This is a genomic window from Mesorhizobium sp. P171375 (assembly GCF_057786075.1).
Window position 1 is genome coordinate 2,440,866 of the sequence record NZ_JBYNWF010000001.1, and the last position, 16,907, is coordinate 2,457,772.

13 protein-coding genes are annotated in these 16,907 nt (G+C 62.2%); 9 read left to right on the forward strand and 4 right to left on the reverse strand.

What is annotated here, in order from left to right:
* Positions 1-98: 98 nt before the first annotated feature.
* Both ACYHH6_RS11575 and ACYHH6_RS11580 read right to left on the reverse strand, forming a co-directional pair.
* Positions 99-3,248, reverse strand: coding sequence for an efflux RND transporter permease subunit (locus ACYHH6_RS11575; RefSeq protein WP_352590917.1), 3,150 nt, complete (start codon positions 3,246-3,248; stop codon positions 99-101).
* Positions 3,245-4,414: an efflux RND transporter periplasmic adaptor subunit gene (locus tag ACYHH6_RS11580; RefSeq protein WP_352590915.1), complete on the reverse strand. Its 1,170-nt coding sequence runs from the start codon at positions 4,412-4,414 to the stop codon at positions 3,245-3,247. The genes ACYHH6_RS11575 and ACYHH6_RS11580 overlap by 4 nt, the downstream gene beginning before the upstream one ends.
* 80 nt (positions 4,415-4,494) lie before the next feature.
* Here ACYHH6_RS11580 and ACYHH6_RS11585 point away from each other — a divergent pair, with 80 nt between their 5' ends.
* From ACYHH6_RS11585 to ACYHH6_RS11595, 3 genes are all read left to right on the forward strand, one after another.
* Positions 4,495-4,716, forward strand: coding sequence for a cysteine rich repeat-containing protein (locus tag ACYHH6_RS11585; protein WP_352590912.1), 222 nt, complete (start codon positions 4,495-4,497; stop codon positions 4,714-4,716).
* A 146-nt stretch (positions 4,717-4,862) separates the two neighbouring features.
* Positions 4,863-6,020, forward strand: a complete 1,158-nt coding sequence (locus ACYHH6_RS11590; RefSeq protein ID WP_352590909.1) for a calcium:cation antiporter — start codon at positions 4,863-4,865, stop codon at positions 6,018-6,020.
* Between the two features lie 154 nt (positions 6,021-6,174).
* A complete protein-coding gene (locus ACYHH6_RS11595; protein WP_352590906.1) occupies positions 6,175-6,438 on the forward strand; it encodes a hypothetical protein in 264 nt (87 codons plus the stop codon).
* A gap of 218 nt (positions 6,439-6,656) precedes the next feature.
* Here the strand turns inward: ACYHH6_RS11595 and ACYHH6_RS11600 are convergent, their stop codons facing one another.
* On the reverse strand, positions 6,657-7,565 hold the full coding sequence (locus tag ACYHH6_RS11600; RefSeq protein ID WP_352590903.1) for a hydrogen peroxide-inducible genes activator: 909 nt from the start codon (positions 7,563-7,565) through the stop codon (positions 6,657-6,659).
* A 140-nt stretch (positions 7,566-7,705) separates the two neighbouring features.
* Between ACYHH6_RS11600 and katG the strand changes: the two genes are divergently transcribed.
* Positions 7,706-9,901, forward strand: coding sequence for a catalase/peroxidase HPI (katG, locus tag ACYHH6_RS11605; protein ID WP_352590900.1), 2,196 nt, complete (start codon positions 7,706-7,708; stop codon positions 9,899-9,901).
* Positions 9,902-9,966: 65 nt separating this feature from the next.
* On the opposite strand, the gene ACYHH6_RS11610 is transcribed toward katG, so the two are convergent.
* Entirely contained in the window at positions 9,967-10,644 is a 678-nt protein-coding gene (locus ACYHH6_RS11610) for an MIP family channel protein (protein WP_352590897.1), read from the reverse strand.
* 315 nt (positions 10,645-10,959) lie between these two features.
* Here ACYHH6_RS11610 and ACYHH6_RS11615 point away from each other — a divergent pair, with 315 nt between their 5' ends.
* From ACYHH6_RS11615 to ACYHH6_RS11635, 5 genes are all read left to right on the forward strand, one after another.
* On the forward strand, positions 10,960-12,249 hold the full coding sequence (locus tag ACYHH6_RS11615; RefSeq protein WP_352590894.1) for an RsmB/NOP family class I SAM-dependent RNA methyltransferase: 1,290 nt from the start codon (positions 10,960-10,962) through the stop codon (positions 12,247-12,249).
* 138 nt (positions 12,250-12,387) lie between these two features.
* Complete coding sequence (locus tag ACYHH6_RS11620; protein ID WP_013893903.1) at positions 12,388-12,846, forward strand: PaaI family thioesterase; 459 nt, start codon at positions 12,388-12,390, stop codon at positions 12,844-12,846.
* Entirely contained in the window at positions 12,846-13,511 is a 666-nt protein-coding gene (locus ACYHH6_RS11625) for a 5'-methylthioadenosine/S-adenosylhomocysteine nucleosidase (RefSeq protein WP_352590891.1), read from the forward strand. The genes ACYHH6_RS11620 and ACYHH6_RS11625 overlap by 1 nt, the downstream gene beginning before the upstream one ends.
* Positions 13,512-13,566: 55 nt before the next feature.
* Positions 13,567-15,129, forward strand: coding sequence for a glutamine-hydrolyzing GMP synthase (gene guaA / locus ACYHH6_RS11630; protein WP_192250469.1), 1,563 nt, complete (start codon positions 13,567-13,569; stop codon positions 15,127-15,129).
* Positions 15,130-15,423: 294 nt separating this feature from the next.
* Positions 15,424-16,680: a tyrosine-type recombinase/integrase gene (locus ACYHH6_RS11635; RefSeq protein ID WP_352590888.1), complete on the forward strand. Its 1,257-nt coding sequence runs from the start codon at positions 15,424-15,426 to the stop codon at positions 16,678-16,680.
* The last annotated feature ends 227 nt before the right edge of the window (positions 16,681-16,907 follow it).

The following is a 16,907-nucleotide window of genomic DNA, read 5'->3' on the forward strand; positions in this document are numbered from 1 at the left end:
GTGGAAAAGCATGTCCGATTTTGCTTGGCTAAGTTGCGATGCGTCCGATAGCAGGCAAATCTCCTTGGTAGTCGTTGGACGCGGCTCTCTTGCCGTGCCTAGCCGGCAAGCGTGGACGTGACCTCCCGCTTCCCTTTGCGCTCGGCGCGCCATTCCTCAAACCGCTGTAAGATCACGAAGAAGGCAGGCACGAAGAGAACAGCAAGGCAGGTGGAGGCGATCATGCCGGAGAAGACCGTGATGCCGATCGATTTGCGCGCACTGGCTCCGGCGCCTGTCGCCAGCACCAACGGCGCGACGCCGAGGATGAAGGCGAAGGACGTCATCAAGATGGGGCGGAAGCGGGCGCGCGCGGCCTCGATCGCCGCCTCGACGATCGGTCTGCCGGCGGCGCGCAATTCGCGCGCGACCTCGACGATCAGAATGGCGTTCTTGGCCGACAGCGCAATCAGCAGGATCAGGCCGATCTGGACATAGAGGTTGTTATCGATACCGAGCCCGGTGAGAACCAGCACCGGGCCGACCAGCGAAAGCGGCGCGGCGAGCAATATCGAGATCGGCGCCAGCCAGCTCCCATACTGGCCCGCCAGCACCAGATAGACCAACAGCAGTGCCATGCCGAACACCAGGTAGATCTGGCTGCCGACGAGCTTTTCCTGGAAGGAGAGTGCAGTCCAGTCGTAGCCGGTCCCGGGCGGCAGCGTGTCGGCCGCGGCCGCTTCCATCAGCTTGATCGCATCACCTGATGAGAAACCCTGCGCCTGCACGCCAAGGACCGATGCGGAGGGATAGAGGTTATAGAGGCTGATCAGCGAGGGGCCTACGCTTGGCGTGACCGTCAGCACTGTGCCAAGCGGGATCATATCGCCGTTCTGGTTGCGCACCGTCAGGCGGCCGATGTCCTCGGGCGACAGTCGGAACTGAGAATCGCCCTGCACATAGATCTGGAAGACCCGCCCGAACTTGTTGAATTGGCTGACATAGGTGGAGCCTAGATAGCCGGCGAGCGTCTGAAACACCTGATCGGTGGTCAGCCCGAGCATCTGTACCTTTTCGCGGTCGAACTCGACCTTGTATTGCGGGACGTTGGATCGGAACGTTGCCGACACACGCTGGATGCCGGACTGCGTCGCTGCTGCCCTGGTCAGCGCGCTGGTCGCACCCTGCAATTTCGCAAGGTCGAAACTGCCGTCACGCAACTCGACCTGCATGGTGAAGCCGGCGGCGTTGCCGATGCCCTGGATCGGCGGCGGTGGCAGCACCAGGACATTGCCGTCCGCCATGTCTGACAGGTTCTTGTTCAGCGTCGCATAAAGCGAGGCGAGATCCTCACCCTTGCCCCGCACGCTCCAGTCCTTGAGGATGATGTAGGCAACGCCGGCATTTGCTAAAGTCGAGTTGTTGTCGAGGGCCGATAAGCCGGCGATCGTCACCACCTGGTCTACGCCCGGCGTTGTCTTGGCGATCGTCGAAATCTGCTGCAGTGTCTCCTGCGTACGGCCGAGGGACGCGCCGTCAGGCAGTTGCACCGAAGCGAGCAGATAGCCTTGGTCCTCGATCGGAATGAAACCGGTGGCCACGCGCGACATGCCGTAGCCCGCCGCGCCAATGATGAGCAACGCGATTATGCCCATCACCATGCTGTGGCGCACCATGGATCCGATCAGCCGGGCGTAGCCGTTTTCCGCGCGCTGATAGACGGCATTGAAGCCGCGGAAGAAGGCGTTTCGCTTGTCCAGCGGCACCGGCTGCCTCAGCCAGGTCGCGCACTGCGTGGGCTTCAGCGTTGCCGCGTTGATGGCGCTGATCAAGGCCGTTGCCGCAATCACCAGGGCGAATTGCGCATACATCTGCCCGGTAAGGCCTGGCAGGAAGGCGGCAGGCAGGAACACCGCCATCAACACAAGCGTGATGCCGATGATCGGCCCGAACAGCGCATTCATGGCCGCGACCGCCGCATCGTGGCCGGACATGCCGCGCTCCATGTTGTGCGCGGCCCCCTCGACCACAACGATGGCGTCATCGACGACGATACCGATGGCAAGCACGATGGCGAACAGAGTCGACAGGTTGACGGTAAAGCCAAGCGCGAGCATCGCCGCGAAGGCCCCGATGATGGTCACCGGCACGGTCGTTGCCGGCACCAGCATCGCCCGCCAGTCCTGTAGGAAAAGCAGGATCACGATCAGCACCAGCACCGCGGCTTCAAGCAGCGTCTTGTAGACTTCGTCGATCGCTTGGCTGACGAAGATCGTAGTGTTGAACGGAATCGAGTAAGCAAGGCCTTGTGGGAACTCGCCAGACAGGTCCTTCATCCTGGCCTCGACTTTGCCGGCCACGTCGAGAGCGTTGGCGCCGGGCGACAGGAAAATGGCCAGGCCAGCCGCCTGCTGGCCGTCGAGATTGAAGAATTGCCCATAGGTCTGGGCACCGAGCTCGACCCGGCCGACGTCGCGCACGCGGGTCAGGTCGCCGTTGGCGCCGGTCTTGACGATCACCGCGCCGAACTGATCGGGGTCGTCAAGGCGGCTGGACACTTCGATCGTATATTGGAAGGACTGTCCGTCGGGCGCCGGCGGCGCGCCAACCTGGCCCGCGGTGACCTGCTCGCTTTGCTGCTGCAGGGCCTGGACGACGTCCTGGGTGGTAAGGCCGCGCACCTGCATCTTCTGCGGGTCGAGCCAGACGCGCATCGAATATTGCCCGGCGCCGAACACGTTCACGTTGCCGACACCTGGTATCCGGGAGAGCTCGTCCTTCAGCCGGATGGTTGCGTAGTTGGCGAGATAAAGGCTGTCGTATTGTTTGACCGGCGACGTCAGCGTGACGATCTCGAGAATGGAGGTCGATTTCTTCTGGACGTTGACGCCCTGCACCTGCACTGCCTGCGGCAGCGATGCGAGCGCAGTGGACACCCGGTTCTGGACACGCACCTGCGCCTGGTCGAGATCCGTGCCGATCTGGAAAGTGACGGTCAGATTGTAGCTGCCATCCGACGCGGAGAAGGACTGCATGTAGAGCATGCCTTCGACGCCGTTGACCTGCTGCTCGATCGGCAGCGCCACCGTGTCGATAACCGAGCGCGCGCTGGCGCCAGGATAGCGGGTGGTCACCGAAACGGTCGGCGGCACCACGTCGGGATATTGCGCCACCGGCAGGCCGAAGAGCGAGACCAGGCCGATGACGACCATGAGGACGGCGATTGCATTGGCCAGGACCGGCCGCTCGATGAAGAATTTGGAGATCATTGGGCAGCGCCGTCGGCCGCAGCCGCTTCCAGCGTTTTCACCTGCGGCTCGATCTTCTGGCCGGGCACGGCTGTCAGCAAGCCGGAGACTAGGACGCGGTCTTCCGCAGTGATCCCCTTGCTGATCACGCGTAAGGCACCGACAAGTTGGCCGATCTCGACCGGACGCTCCTCGACGACGTCGTCCTTTCCCGCAACGAGCAGGTAGCGACCCCTCTGGTCGCTTCCGATCGCTCGGTCGGGAACCAGCAGCATGTCCGGTTCCTCTCCCAGCGGCACGCGCACGCGCACGAAGTAACCCGGGAGCAATGCCCGATCGTCGTTGGGTAGCACAGCGCGCACCGCGAGCGTGCCGGTGGTGGCCGTAACCTCTGGGGAGGCGTAGTCCAGCATTCCCTTGTGCAGATAGCCTGTCTCGTTCTGCAGGCCGACTTCGGCCGGTATCTTCTTGAGGTCCTCGCCGGTCAGGCCCCGTTTGGCCATGGCGGCGCGAATGCGCAGCACGTCCTGCTCCGAGACGTTGAAGTTGACATAGATTGGCGCGAGCTGAACGATGGTCGCCAGCGTCGTCGCGCTGCCGGCGCCAACCAGTTGCCCGATCGACACCTGGCGGGCGCCGACGATGCCGGCAAACGGCGCCTTGACCTCGGTGTAGCTCAAATTGAGCTGGGCTTGCTCGACGTCGACGGCGCTCTGCTTCTGCTTGGCGGCGTCGACATCCGCCGCGGCGGCGGACTGATCGAGGGTCGATTGCGAGATGATCTTCTGTGATAGCAGCTCCTGCTGCCGCTTGAGGTCGGCTCCGGACTGCTTGGCGGAGGCGTCGGCCGAACCCTGCCCGGCCTGGGCCTGTTCGAGTGCCAATTTATAGGTATCCTGTTCGATCAGGAACAGCCGGGTACCAGCCTTGACCTCATCTCCGTCCTTATAGTCGATTTCCTGGATGAAGCCGGAGACACGCGCAACCAGCGGCGTCGTATTCACCGCCGCGGCGCTGCCTGTGGCCTCGAGATAGGGGGTTACAGTCTGCTTGACCGGAAGCGCTACATCTATCTTGGGTGGCGGGGGCGGCGCGTAACTGTTTTCTTTGCTGCAGGCGCACAATAACATTGCTGCAAGTGCTAATGAACCCGCCGTCGGCGTGGCTCTCCTCGATGAGAAAACCATTTTGCCCCTCTGAATACTTCGGTATATATATCGTATTGCTGTGAAATTGCGTGAACCTAGCTTTTTTTGGGGAGTTTGTCATGCGGATTGCGTTAAGCGTGCTTTTTCTGGCAACTCAGGTGATGGCCAATGCCGCATTTGCACAGACTGCGGCCGAGCGAGAAGCCTGCCAGTCTGACTACGAGAAATTCTGCAAGGGGGTGGAGCAGGGCGGAGGCCGCATCATCAAGTGCCTGAACGATCATCTGAGTGACCTGACGCCGCAATGCCAGAAGGTCGTCAAGGAGAATACGCCCCAATAGGGCCACCGCAATTCCAGCAAAAGTGCGCGGTGATTTTGCCTCCGGAATTGGGATAGGGTGCTCTAGGGCTCGGCCTATCCGACGACTGAGCGGAATCAGCGAACGCTGGCCGGCAAGGCCCGCTGATCTCGTGGAATGTTGGCTGGATGCTTGAAGACAGGCCTACGCAAACGCCCAAGGTTGCAACATCCAAGGCCGCATCGGGCGGTTTCGGGCGATCGGTGGTGTCTTGGGTGATGCCTTTGGGTGCCTTGGCCATGGCTCTCGCGGTGAGGGCCAGCGGCCTTTCGGTCGACCAAGGATCGCTGAACCTCAGGATCCTCGTTGGCGCGCTGTCGAGCGCGATCATGTTCACCACCATTTTCGTGGTGCTCGACCATGCCGAGGCAGTCGCCCGGCGCGTGGGGGAGCCCTATGGAACCTTGGTGCTGACTTTTGCGGTGACGGCGATCGAAGTGTCGATCATCGTTTCTATGATGTTGCACGGAGAAAACAATCCGACGCTGGCGCGCGAGTCCGTTTTCTCGACGGTGATGATCACTTCAACCGGCGTCGTCGGCATATGCCTCACGCTTGGCGGCTGGCTTCATCGCAAGCAGGCAATCGTCCGGCAAGGGACCAGTGCCTATCTGGCGGTGCTGACCGCGCTGACCGTGATGACGCTTATTCTGCCGACCTACACCCAGACCACGGGTCCCGGCACGTTTTCGGCAGCTCAACTTGGTTTCGTCAGTTCCCTTTCAGTGCTGCTCTATGCAAGCTTCGTGTTCGCGCAGACTGTCCGGCACCGGGAAGACTTTGTCGAGGGACAAGAGCACCACGTTTCGGTGCGAATGGCATCTGACGAGAACATCTTTGTCAGCGCTGTGCTGCTGGTGGCCGGGCTGATCGGAATTGTTATGCTTGCCGAGCAGGTCGCCGCAAGCGTTGAAGATACGCTCGTTGCGTACCAGGTGACCCAGGCCGACAGCATTGTCGGAGCAATGATCGCAGGGCTGGTGTTGATGCCGGAGGCCATTTCGGCAATTCGCGCTTCGCTCAACAATGAGTTGCAGCGCGGCTTGAATGTCGCGATGGGTTCAGCCTGCGCCACGATCGGCCTGACGATACCGGGAGTAGCAGCCGCCAGCCTGCTAACGGGGAGGGGTTTGACCCTGGGGCTGCCGGCGGCAGACGCGGTCCTCTTGGTCCTGGCGCTTTTCACATGCGCCGTAAGCTTCAGTACCGAAAGAACCACGTTCCTGACCGGCATGGTCCATATCGTGGTGTTTTTTACGTATGTGTTTCTGATCTTTGTGCCGTGAAATTGTTGCTGGCCACTGATGCAGGGTCGGGCTATGCCGGGGCTGCATCGATGATCTGGCCGCGCCTCAATGGAACAGAATCAATCGATCTGTTGAGGCTTTCGCTCGCTGATGCTATATTAGAGAGGCTGCAGGTTAAGGAGAGGGGAAACCTATGGTCAGACGCGGTTTGTTTGCGCGCATATTTGCCATTGGAGCTTTGCTCACGATTTTGTCGATGGCAGGCGCCTCTGGATTCGGTTTAATCGCATCAGCGGAAGCAAAGACGGTCTTCATCCAGAAGACCACCATCTACATTACGACACTTCCAACGGGCTGCGTGAAGACCACCTATAGCGGTGGGATCGTGGTCTGGAAGTGCGGCACGAAATACTACCAGCCCTACAAAAACAGGTACGTGCTCGTCTACATCAAATAGTCGGGACAGTATAGTGTGAGGCATAAAGCCTGTTACGGCCCTGCGAGGCCTGCCAGGCTGACTACGAGAATTCTGCAAAGCCATGGAACAAGGCGGCGGGCGTATGATCAAATGCCTGAACGATCATCTGAACGACCAGACGCCGCGACGTCAGAAGGTCGTCAAGGACAACATGTGGCCGGCCTATCAGTGAAGAATAGAGTCGCCTCCAACGCGCATCAAACCCCCAGCACCGCCTGATCCAGCCCGCGAATGATCTTCGCCAGTTCCACGCACTCATCATGCCGCACCTTGTTGCGGCGCCATGCCAGGCAGATCGTGCGTTGCGGCATCGGCTCCTGGAACGGGACGATCTTCAAATCCTGGATGGCGCCGGCCGGACCTGCCGCCATTTCCGGGATCAGCGTGACGCCGAGCCCATGCGCCACCATTTGCAGAAGTGTCGTCAGGCTGGTGGCGCCGTAGCTTGCCATCGCCACCGGGCGCACGCTGCCGCACAGCGCCAGCGCCTGTTCCCGCAGGCAGTGGCCTTCCTCCAGAAGCATCAGCCGCTCCAGCGCCGGGCTTTCCGGCGGCACCGGCGGCGAGGCAAAGGCGGGGTCGCCTGACGGCACGGCGAGGAAGAAGCGGTCGGCGAACAGCGCCTCGGTAACCAAGCCGGGCTGGTCGAGCGGCAGCGCGGCGATGAAGGCGTCGAGCCGTCCCGTCGCTGTGTCCTCGACCAGCGATGCGGTGACTGCTTCGCGCAGTTCGAGCTGCAGGGACGGAAAATGCCGCTTCAGCTCCGGCAGCACATGTGGCAGCAGATAGGGCGCCACCGTCGGGATGATGCCCAGCCGGAAGCGCCCTTCCATGGCCGGGCGGCCGCGCCGCGCCGTCGTCTCGACCTCGCTGATATCGCGCAGGATGCGCTCGATGCGCGGCAGCAGAGCCTGCGCCTCCTCGGTTATCCGCACCGTCTTGCCGCCGCGTTCGAACAGCCGGCAGTTCAGCCTTTGCTCCATCTCGGCGATCTGTGCGGACAGCGCCGGCTGGCTGACGCCGGCGAGCTTTGCGGCGCGGCCGAAATGCAGCGTTTGCGCCAAAGCTTCGAAATATTGCATCTGCCGGACGGTGAGACCAATCATAAGGAAAACCTATCGCAACAAACAGGAAAGGCAATTTGTTTTTATCGAGGAGACGGCCTAGTCTGGAACCATTCCAGAGTGGCGCGGCTCCCGGCCGGCCTGGAAAACCAATAAAGAAAATCAGCAATTCGGAGGCTAAGATGGACGCGAACACCGACGACAACAGCGCCGGCAAATGCCCGGTCGCGCATGGAACCTCCGGTAGGACCAACCGTGACTGGTGGCCGAACCAGCTCGACATCAGCGTTCTCCATCAGCAGTCGAACCTTTCGGACCCGATGGGCGAGGCGTTCGACTATGCCGAGGAATTCAAAAGCCTCGACCTCGATGCGGTGATCAAGGACCTGCACAAGGTGATGACGGATTCGCAGGACTGGTGGCCGGCCGATTTCGGCCATTACGGGCCGCTGTTCATCCGCATGGCCTGGCACAGCGCCGGCACCTATCGCATCGGCGACGGCCGTGGTGGCGCCGGCGCCGGCCAACAGCGTTTCGCGCCGTTGAACAGCTGGCCGGACAACGCCAATCTCGACAAGGCGCGCCGGCTGCTGTGGCCGATCAAGCAGAAATACGGCCGCAAGATTTCCTGGGCCGACCTGTTGATCCTCACCGGCAACGTCGCGCTGGAATCGATGGGCTTCAAAACCTTCGGCTTCGCCGGCGGCCGCGCCGATGTCTGGGAGCCCGAGCAGGACGTCAACTGGGGTTCGGAAACCAAATGGCTCGACGACAAGCGCTATTCCGGCGACCGCGAACTGCACGGCCATCTCGGCGCCGTGCAGATGGGCTTGATCTACGTCAACCCGGAAGGGCCGAACGGCAAGCCTGATCCGCTGGCCTCGGCGCGCGATATCCGCGAGACCTTCGGGCGCATGGCGATGAACGATGAAGAGACGGTAGCGCTGATCGCCGGCGGCCACACTTTCGGCAAGACCCACGGCGCCGGCGATGCAGCCCTTGTCGGCGCCGAGCCGGAAGGCGCCGGCATCGAGGCGCAAGGCCTCGGCTGGTCGAGCAAGTATGCGTCAGGCATTGCCGGCGATGCGATCACGTCGGGCCTCGAAGTCACCTGGACGACGACGCCGACTAAGTGGAGCAACAACTTCTTCGACAATCTGTTCAACTTCGAATGGGAGCTGACCAAGAGCCCCGCCGGCGCTCATCAGTGGACGCCGAAAGGCGGTTCCGGCGCCGTTACGGTGCCGGACGCCCACAATCCGGGCAAGCGTCATGCACCGGCGATGCTCACCACCGACCTCGCACTGCGTGCCGACCCGGCTTATGAGAAGATCTCGCGGCGTTTCCATGAGCATCCCGAGCAGTTCGCCGACGCCTTCGCCCGCGCCTGGTTCAAGCTCACCCATCGCGACATGGGTCCGATCGTGCGCTATCTCGGCCCGTTGGTGCCGAAGGAAGAGCTGATCTGGCAGGATCCGGTGCCGGCAGTCGACCATGAACTGGTCAGCGACCAGGATATCGCTTCCCTGAAGGCCAAGATCCTGGCTTCGGGCCTCACCGTTTCGCAGCTGGTTTCGACCGCCTGGGCCTCGGCCTCTACCTTCCGCAACTCCGACAAGCGCGGCGGCGCCAATGGCGCGCGCATTCGTTTGGCACCGCAGAAGGACTGGGAGGTCAACCAGCCGGCTGAACTGGCCAAGGTGCTGGCGAAGCTTGAGGCCATCCAGAAGGAGTTCAACGTTGGCGGCAAGAAGGTGTCGCTGGCCGACCTCATTGTGCTCGGCGGTGTCGCCGCGGTCGAGAAGGCCGCGACGGATGGCGGCAACGCGGTGAAGGTGCCGTTCACGCCGGGCCGCACCGACGCCTCGCAGGCGCAGACCGACGTTCATTCCTTCGCCGCGCTTGAGCCGAAAGTCGATGGCTTCCGCAACTATGTCGGCGGTAAGTTGCCGATGTCGGTCGAAGCGTTGCTGGTCGACCGAGCGCAACTGCTCAACCTGACGGCGCCGGAGATGACGGTGCTGGTCGCCGGCCTGCGTGTGCTTGGCGCCAATGCCGGTGGCTCAAAGCATGGCGTGCTCACCGACAGGCCGGGCACGCTGACGAACGACTTCTTCGTCAACCTGCTGTCGATGAGCACCGTCTGGGATCCGGCCTCCGAACCGGGCTCGCATGAGGTCTACGAAGCGCGCGATCGCAAGACCAAGGCGGTCAAATGGACGGCTACCCGCGCCGACCTGATCTTCGGCTCGCATGCGCAGTTGCGCGCGCTGGCCGAGGTCTACGGGTCGGCGGATGCCGGGCCGAAATTCGTCGGCGATTTCGTCAAGGCTTGGACCAAGGTGATGAACGCCGACCGCTTCGACATAGTCGGCTGATCGCAGCCCTCCCAACAAAAAGGCGCGGGCCGAGGCCCGCGCCTTTTTGTTTATGCTTTCGAAAATCAGTCCTTTTCGAAGATGCGCGCCTTGGCGACGACGCCGGCAATGCCGCCGCCGATCAGCGGCGCGACGATGAACAGCCAGAGCTGGCTGAGTGCGGCGCCGCCGGTAAACAGCGCCGGGCCGATCGAACGTGCCGGATTGACCGAGGTGCCGGTCACCGGGATCATGGCGAAGTGCAGCCCTGCCAAGGTCAGGCCGATGACCAGCCCGGCGAACGCCGTCGAGTGCTTTTCCGCGGTGACGCCGAGGATGACGGTGACAAAGGTGAAGGTGCCGATCAGCTCCCACAGGAAGGCCGAGCTCATCCCCCATTTCGCCACGTCCCAGCCATTGGCGCCGAAGCCGGTGGTGTGTCCGCCGGTCTGGCCGGAAACGATGATCCACAGCGCCAGCGAGGCCAGGATGGCGCCGATGACCTGCGCGATCCAATAGGGGATGACATCCTTGGCCGGCAGCCGGCCGGCAAGGAAGACGCCGAGCGTGACGGCCGGATTGAGATGAGCGCCGGAAATCGGGCCGACCGCATAGGCCGCCGCAATCAGGCCGATGCCGAACGCCAGGCCGATGGCCTCCTGGCCGAGCGGCAGGTCGGCAAGAAAGCCGCCCGTCGCCACCGATGCTGTGCCGATGAACACCAACAGAAATGTCCCTAGAACTTCCGCAAGATACGTTTTCATTGCCCTCTCCTCGTATCGATCCGCGGGTTCGCGTTTTCTGCGCCGCGAATCATGGAGCAGAGAGTATTACCAACGCAAAAGCTTGGAAAGCAGAGCAGTTGCGCCACAGGCCATGCTTGCGGCAGCCAGTTATCAACATTAGAGACCCTGCATCTATTGGGGATTTATTGTCGCCGGCGGACGGACATTTGCCGGCCGGGGAAATTCGCCGACCGCGATCGGAATGGCCTCGTTGCCACGAAAATCAAGCGGGGTTCAATCTCGACGTGAAAGGCTCTAAGAGCAGGCCGGGAAGCTCGATAGATGGAATGACGAATGCGACTGGGCGGACGGCTGGCGGCGGCCATCGAAGTGCTGGAAGACATTGGCCGGCGCCACCGGCCGGTGGCCGATGCGCTGAAGGATTGGGGCCTGTCGCATCGCTTTGCCGGCGGTGGCGACCGCGCGGCGATCGGCAACATCGTCTACGACGCGCTGCGCCACAAGCGTTCTGCCGGCTGGCTGCTGGGTGAAGACACACCGCGCGCCATCGGCTTCGGCGCGCTGCTGATCGAATGGAGCCAGACGGCGCAATCGCTCAACGATGCGCTCGACGGCGACAAGTTCGCGCCGCCGCTGCTCAGTGCCGCCGAGTTGCAGGCGCTGGCCGAACGCCGGCCTGAAGACGCGCCGGAGGCGGTGCGGGCAGACGTGCCCGACTGGTGCGCGCCGCTGTTCGAGCGAGCCTTTGGCGCAGGCTGGGTCGAGGAGGGCGCGGCCTTGGCGACCCGCCCGCCACTCGACATCAGGGTCAACACGCTGCAGTCCGACCGTGCCAAGGTGCTGGCGGAACTCGCCGACACCGGCGCCAAACCGGCCGCTATCGCGCTGCAAGGCATCCGCATTCCGCCCATCGACGGCGATGGCCGGCATCCCAATGTGCAGGCGGAGCCGGCCTTCCAGAAAGGCTGGTTCGAGGTCCAGGACGAGGGCTCGCAGATCGTCGCCGCACTCGCCGGGGCGCAAGCCGGCATGCAGGTGCTCGACTTCTGCGCCGGCGCCGGCGGCAAGACGCTGGCCCTGTCGGCGGCGATGGCCAACAAAGGCCAGGTTTTCGCCCACGACGCCGAAAAGGCGCGGCTGGCGCCGATCTTCGACCGCATCCGCCGTTCGGAAAACCGCAACGTGCAGGTGGTCACCAAGCCGGCCGAACTTAGCCCCCTTGCGGGCCATATGGACATCGTGCTCGTCGATGCGCCCTGCACCGGCAGCGGTACCTGGCGGCGCCGTCCCGATGCCAAATGGCGGCTGACACAGAGACAGCTCGATGCCCGCAAGAACGAACAGTCGGCAATCCTCGATGCCGCTAAAACCTATGTCAAACCTGGTGGCCTCTTGGTCTACATCACCTGTTCGGTGTTCGACGACGAGAATGGCGAGCAGATCGCCACCTTCCGCGAGCGGCACAAGGGCTTTGCCCCGGTAGATCATCGCGCGCTCTGGGACATCAGCTTCCCCGGTCATGCGGCGGCCGCGCGGATCGGCAAGACAAGCGACATCTCCCTGTCGCCGGCGCTGAGCGGCACTGACGGGTTCTATTTCTGCGCGCTGCGCCGGGCGGCCTGAGCCTTGCCGCAAATCGGCAGTCTTCAGCCGGCTCTGCGCCCTTGATGGCAGGCGGCGCTTTGCTGCAGTGCAGCAAAAGCATTTGCGCGGCGTTCAAGCCTCTGCAATAAGCTTTGCAGATCAATCAGGGCGACAGCCATGGCAGCAAAGATCGTACCGGCTCCAGATTATGAGGATCGCGTCAGGGCGTCCTTCGCGCGCCAGCAGGCGATGGCGACGATCGGCGCCGAGCTGACGCTGGTGACGCCAGGCATCATCGAGATCGAGATGCCCTATTCGGCGGCACTCACCCAGCAGCATGGTTTCCTGCACGCCGGCGTGATTTCGACGGCGTTGGACTCGGCCTGTGGCTATGCCGCGTTTTCGCTGATGCCGGAAAATTCTGGTGTGCTGACCATCGAGTTCAAGGTCAATCTTTTGGCGCCGGGCAGGGGCGAGCGTTTCCTGTTTCGCGGCTCGGTGACCAAGCCCGGCCGCACCATCATCGTCGCCGACGGCCAGGCCTACGCCTTCGCCGTCGACGGCGAGGCCAAGCTCATTGCGACGATGACCGGGACGATGATGACGGTGGTCGGGCGTGATGGGATTGCAGGCTGATGGCCAAAATTACGCGCATTGGCGGCAAAAATGTCCTCTTCGTCATGGCCGCGCAGGCCGAGTACGGTCCGCATCTGCAGAAACTGTTCACGCCGCTGATGACGGGCGTCGGCCCGGTCGAGGCAGGCGTGCGCCTCGGCGCCGAACTGTCCTGGCTGAAATCCGAGAAGACGCTGCCCGATCTCGTCGTTTCGCTCGGCTCCGCCGGCAGCCGCACGCTGGAGCAGACGGAAATTTACCAGGCCGTCTCGGTCAGCTATCGCGACATCGACGCCTCGCCCTTAGGGTTCGAGAAGGGCGCAACGCCGTTTCTCGACCTGCCGGTGGCCATGCCGCTGCCGTTCCGGATTCCCGACATCAAGCAGGCCAGCCTGTCGACCGGCGGCGCCATCATCACCGGTGGCGCCTATGACGCAATCGCCGCCGACATGGTCGACATGGAGACCTTCGCTTGCCTGCGCGCCTGCCAGCTGTTCGATATCCCGCTGATCGGCCTGCGCGGCATTTCCGACGGCGCGGCTGATCTCAGGCATGTCGGTGGCTGGACTGAATATCTGCATGTCATCGACGAGAAGCTGGCGGATGCTGTCATGCGCCTCGAACAGGCCATCGGGTCCGGCCTTCTGCGCAAGGAACAGCCTGGGGACGAGCCGTCGCCGCTCTGAAAGTCGGGTTACACAACCCATTGCGCCGACTCGTTTCTTTCTCTAAAGGCTCGCCATGACGACAGCCAATCATCCCGATACAGTCCTGATTGTCGATTTCGGCAGCCAGTTTACGCAGCTCATCGCCCGCCGCATCCGCGAGGCCGGCGTGTTTTCCGAGATCGTGCCGTTCCAATCGGCCGAAGCTGCCTTCAAGCGCATAAATCCCAAAGCCGTGATCCTGTCTGGCGGTCCCGCCTCGACATCGGACATAGGCAGCCCGCGCGCGCCGCAGATCGTCTTCGATGCCGGCGTGCCGGTGCTCGGCATCTGTTACGGCCAGATGGCGCTCTGCGTGCAGATGGGCGGCGTTGCCGAAAGCTCAAACCATCGCGAATTCGGCCGCGCCTTCGTCGAGATCGAGAAGGACAGCCCGCTGTTCGAGGGCCTGTGGGCGCCAGGCCAGCGCCACCAGGTGTGGATGAGCCATGGCGACCGCGTCATCTCGCTGCCCAAGGGGTTCGAAGTCTTCGGCAAGTCGGAAGGCTCGCCCTTCGCCATCTTCGGCAATGTCGCGCGCAAGATGTACGGCATCATGTTCCACCCCGAAGTGGTGCATACGCCCGATGGCGCCAGGCTGCTCAGGAACTTCGTCCACAACATTGCCGGCATCGAAGGCGACTGGACGATGCGCGCCTATCGCGAGCATGCCGTCGAGACCATCCGCAAGCAGGTCGGCAAGGGCAAGGTGATCTGCGCGCTGTCGGGCGGTGTGGATTCTTCCGTCGCCGCGCTGTTGATCCATGAGGCGGTCGGCGACCAGCTCACCTGCATCCTCGTCGACCATGGCCTGATGCGCAAGGATGAGGCCGCGGGCGTGGTGGCGATGTTCCGCCAGCACTACAATTTGCCGCTGATCCTGGTCGACGCTTCGGAAAAATTCATCTCGGCGCTGGAAGGCGAGTCCGACCCCGAGAAGAAGCGCAAGACCATCGGCCGGCTCTTCATCGAAGTGTTCGAGGAAGAGGCCAAGAAACTCGGCGGCGCCGATTTCCTGGCGCAAGGCACACTCTATCCCGACGTCATCGAAAGCGTCTCCTTCACCGGCGGCCCGTCGGTGACCATCAAGTCGCACCACAATGTCGGCGGCCTGCCCGCGCGTATGAACATGCAGCTGGTCGAGCCGCTGCGCGAACTGTTCAAGGATGAGGTGAGGGCGCTGGGCAAGGAGCTCGGCCTGCCCGAAAGCTTCATCGGCCGCCATCCGTTCCCGGGTCCCGGCCTCGCCATCCGCTGCCCAGGCGGCATCACCCGCGAAAAGCTCGAAATCCTGCGCGAGGCCGACGCCATCTATCTCGACGAGATCCGCAAAGCCGGCCTCTACGACGCCATCTGGCAGGCTTTCGCCGTGCTTTTGCCGGTGCAGACCGTCGGCGTGATGGGCGACGGCCGCACCTACGAATTCGTCTGCGCGCTGCGCGCCGTCACCTCGGTCGACGGCATGACGGCGGATTTCTACCACTACGACATGGCTTTCCTCGGCGCCGCCGCTACCCGCATCATCAACGAGGTCAAGGGCATCAACCGTGTTGTTTACGACGTGACCTCGAAACCGCCAGGGACGATCGAGTGGGAATGATTCAGGCCCACTCAAACGCCGCCGAACCTACGCCAATCTGCGACGTAACATACTGAAAACAAAGATAAATCATTTCAGAGACAATCAGCGACAATCGGCACGCAGAGATTGGTTGTGACAGACCGGCTGACGGGTCGCGTACATATTGCCCACCCGCAATTTTCTGAGTACCGTCACAGTCAATGAGGCTAGTGACGGTACTTTTTTGCCACATAAGGCATTGAAGAAAAAAGGAATTTTCTGCCGCGAAGCCTCAAAATTGTACTGACGGTACTTTTTCAGGAGGCAGTAGGCATGCTGACGGATGTCGCCCTTAAGGCGCTGAAACCAAAACAGAAAATCTACAAGATTGCAGACCGTGACGGCATGTACATCTGCGTCATGCCGAGTGGCGCGATCTCGTTTCGGCTGGACTACAGGCTGAATGGACGCCGTGAAACGGTCTATCTAGGCAGATATGGCAGAGACGGCATCTCGCTCGCGTTGGCCCGGGAGAAGTGCCTCGACGCGAAGCGCGCTGTTCGCGAGGGACGATCGCCGGCCATCGAGAAGCAGCGCGAGAAGCGCCGCTTGAAAGAGGCCAAGAGTTTTGGCGAGTTCGGGCAGAAGTGGCTCACCGCCGCGCCGATGGCCGACAGTACGCGCGCCATGCGGCGCTCCATCTTCGAGCGAGAGCTGCTTCCGGCCTGGCGCAATCGACTCCTGACGGAGATCACGCCGGACGATCTAAGAGCCCACTGCGGCAGCATCGTCGAACGTGGTGCTCCGGCGACCGCTATCCACGTTAGAGATATCTTGAAGCAGATCTACGGCTTCGCCATCCTGCACGGGGAGAAGGTGTCCAATCCGGCTGATGAAGTTGGGCCGGCGTCGATTGCCACGTTCGTGCCAAAGGATCGCTCGCTCTCGCCCTCGGAAATTCGTGTGATGCTGAAGCAGCTCGAGCACATCCCCACACTTCCCACGATCCGTTTGGGAATGCGGCTTTATCTGCTCACTATGGTGCGTAAAAGCGAGCTGCAGGACGCGGTGTGGGACGAGGTCGATTTTGAAAATGCAGTCTGGACGATCCCGAAAGAACGCATGAAGCGATCGAAGGCGCATAACGTCTACCTGTCACGCCAAGTGCTCGACATCATGATTGCCCTGAAGACCTGTGCAGGGAATTCCAGATACCTTCTTCCATCGCGGTACGATGCGGATGCTCCGATGTCGCGCGCTACCTTTAACCGCGTCACCTACGCGGTCGTCGAGCGGGCGAAGTCCGAGGGACTGCCTCTGGAGCCGTTTACGGTTCATGACCTGCGGCGAACGGGCTCGACGCTGTTGAATGAACTTGGTTTCAACAGCGATTGGATCGAGAAATGCTTGGCACACGAAGACGGGCGCTCGTCGCGTGGTGTCTACAACAAGGCCGAATATGAGGTGCAACGCCGCCACATGATGCAGGAATGGTCGGATATCGTCGATGCCTGGGTCGGTGGCAAGAAACATGTGCCGACACTGATCCCGCCGTCGATGCCGATCTTGGAGCCTGATCCGGCGCTTTAACTGGACGAGCCCGCGCCGGCGGAATGCTTGGAGAATTGGGCATGAGTGGCGGTTGCAAGCCCGCGGTGGAGTCTACGGCACACGCCGCCGGCGTGATCGTGCCGACATGAGCATCGCTGATCTTCGGCAGGATAGATGGTCACCACAGATGTGCCGGATGTCGGGTTAGCGGCTTTCGACGTTCACGGCCGCTCAACCTGGTTTCATGGACGCCTACCTGGAGTCCA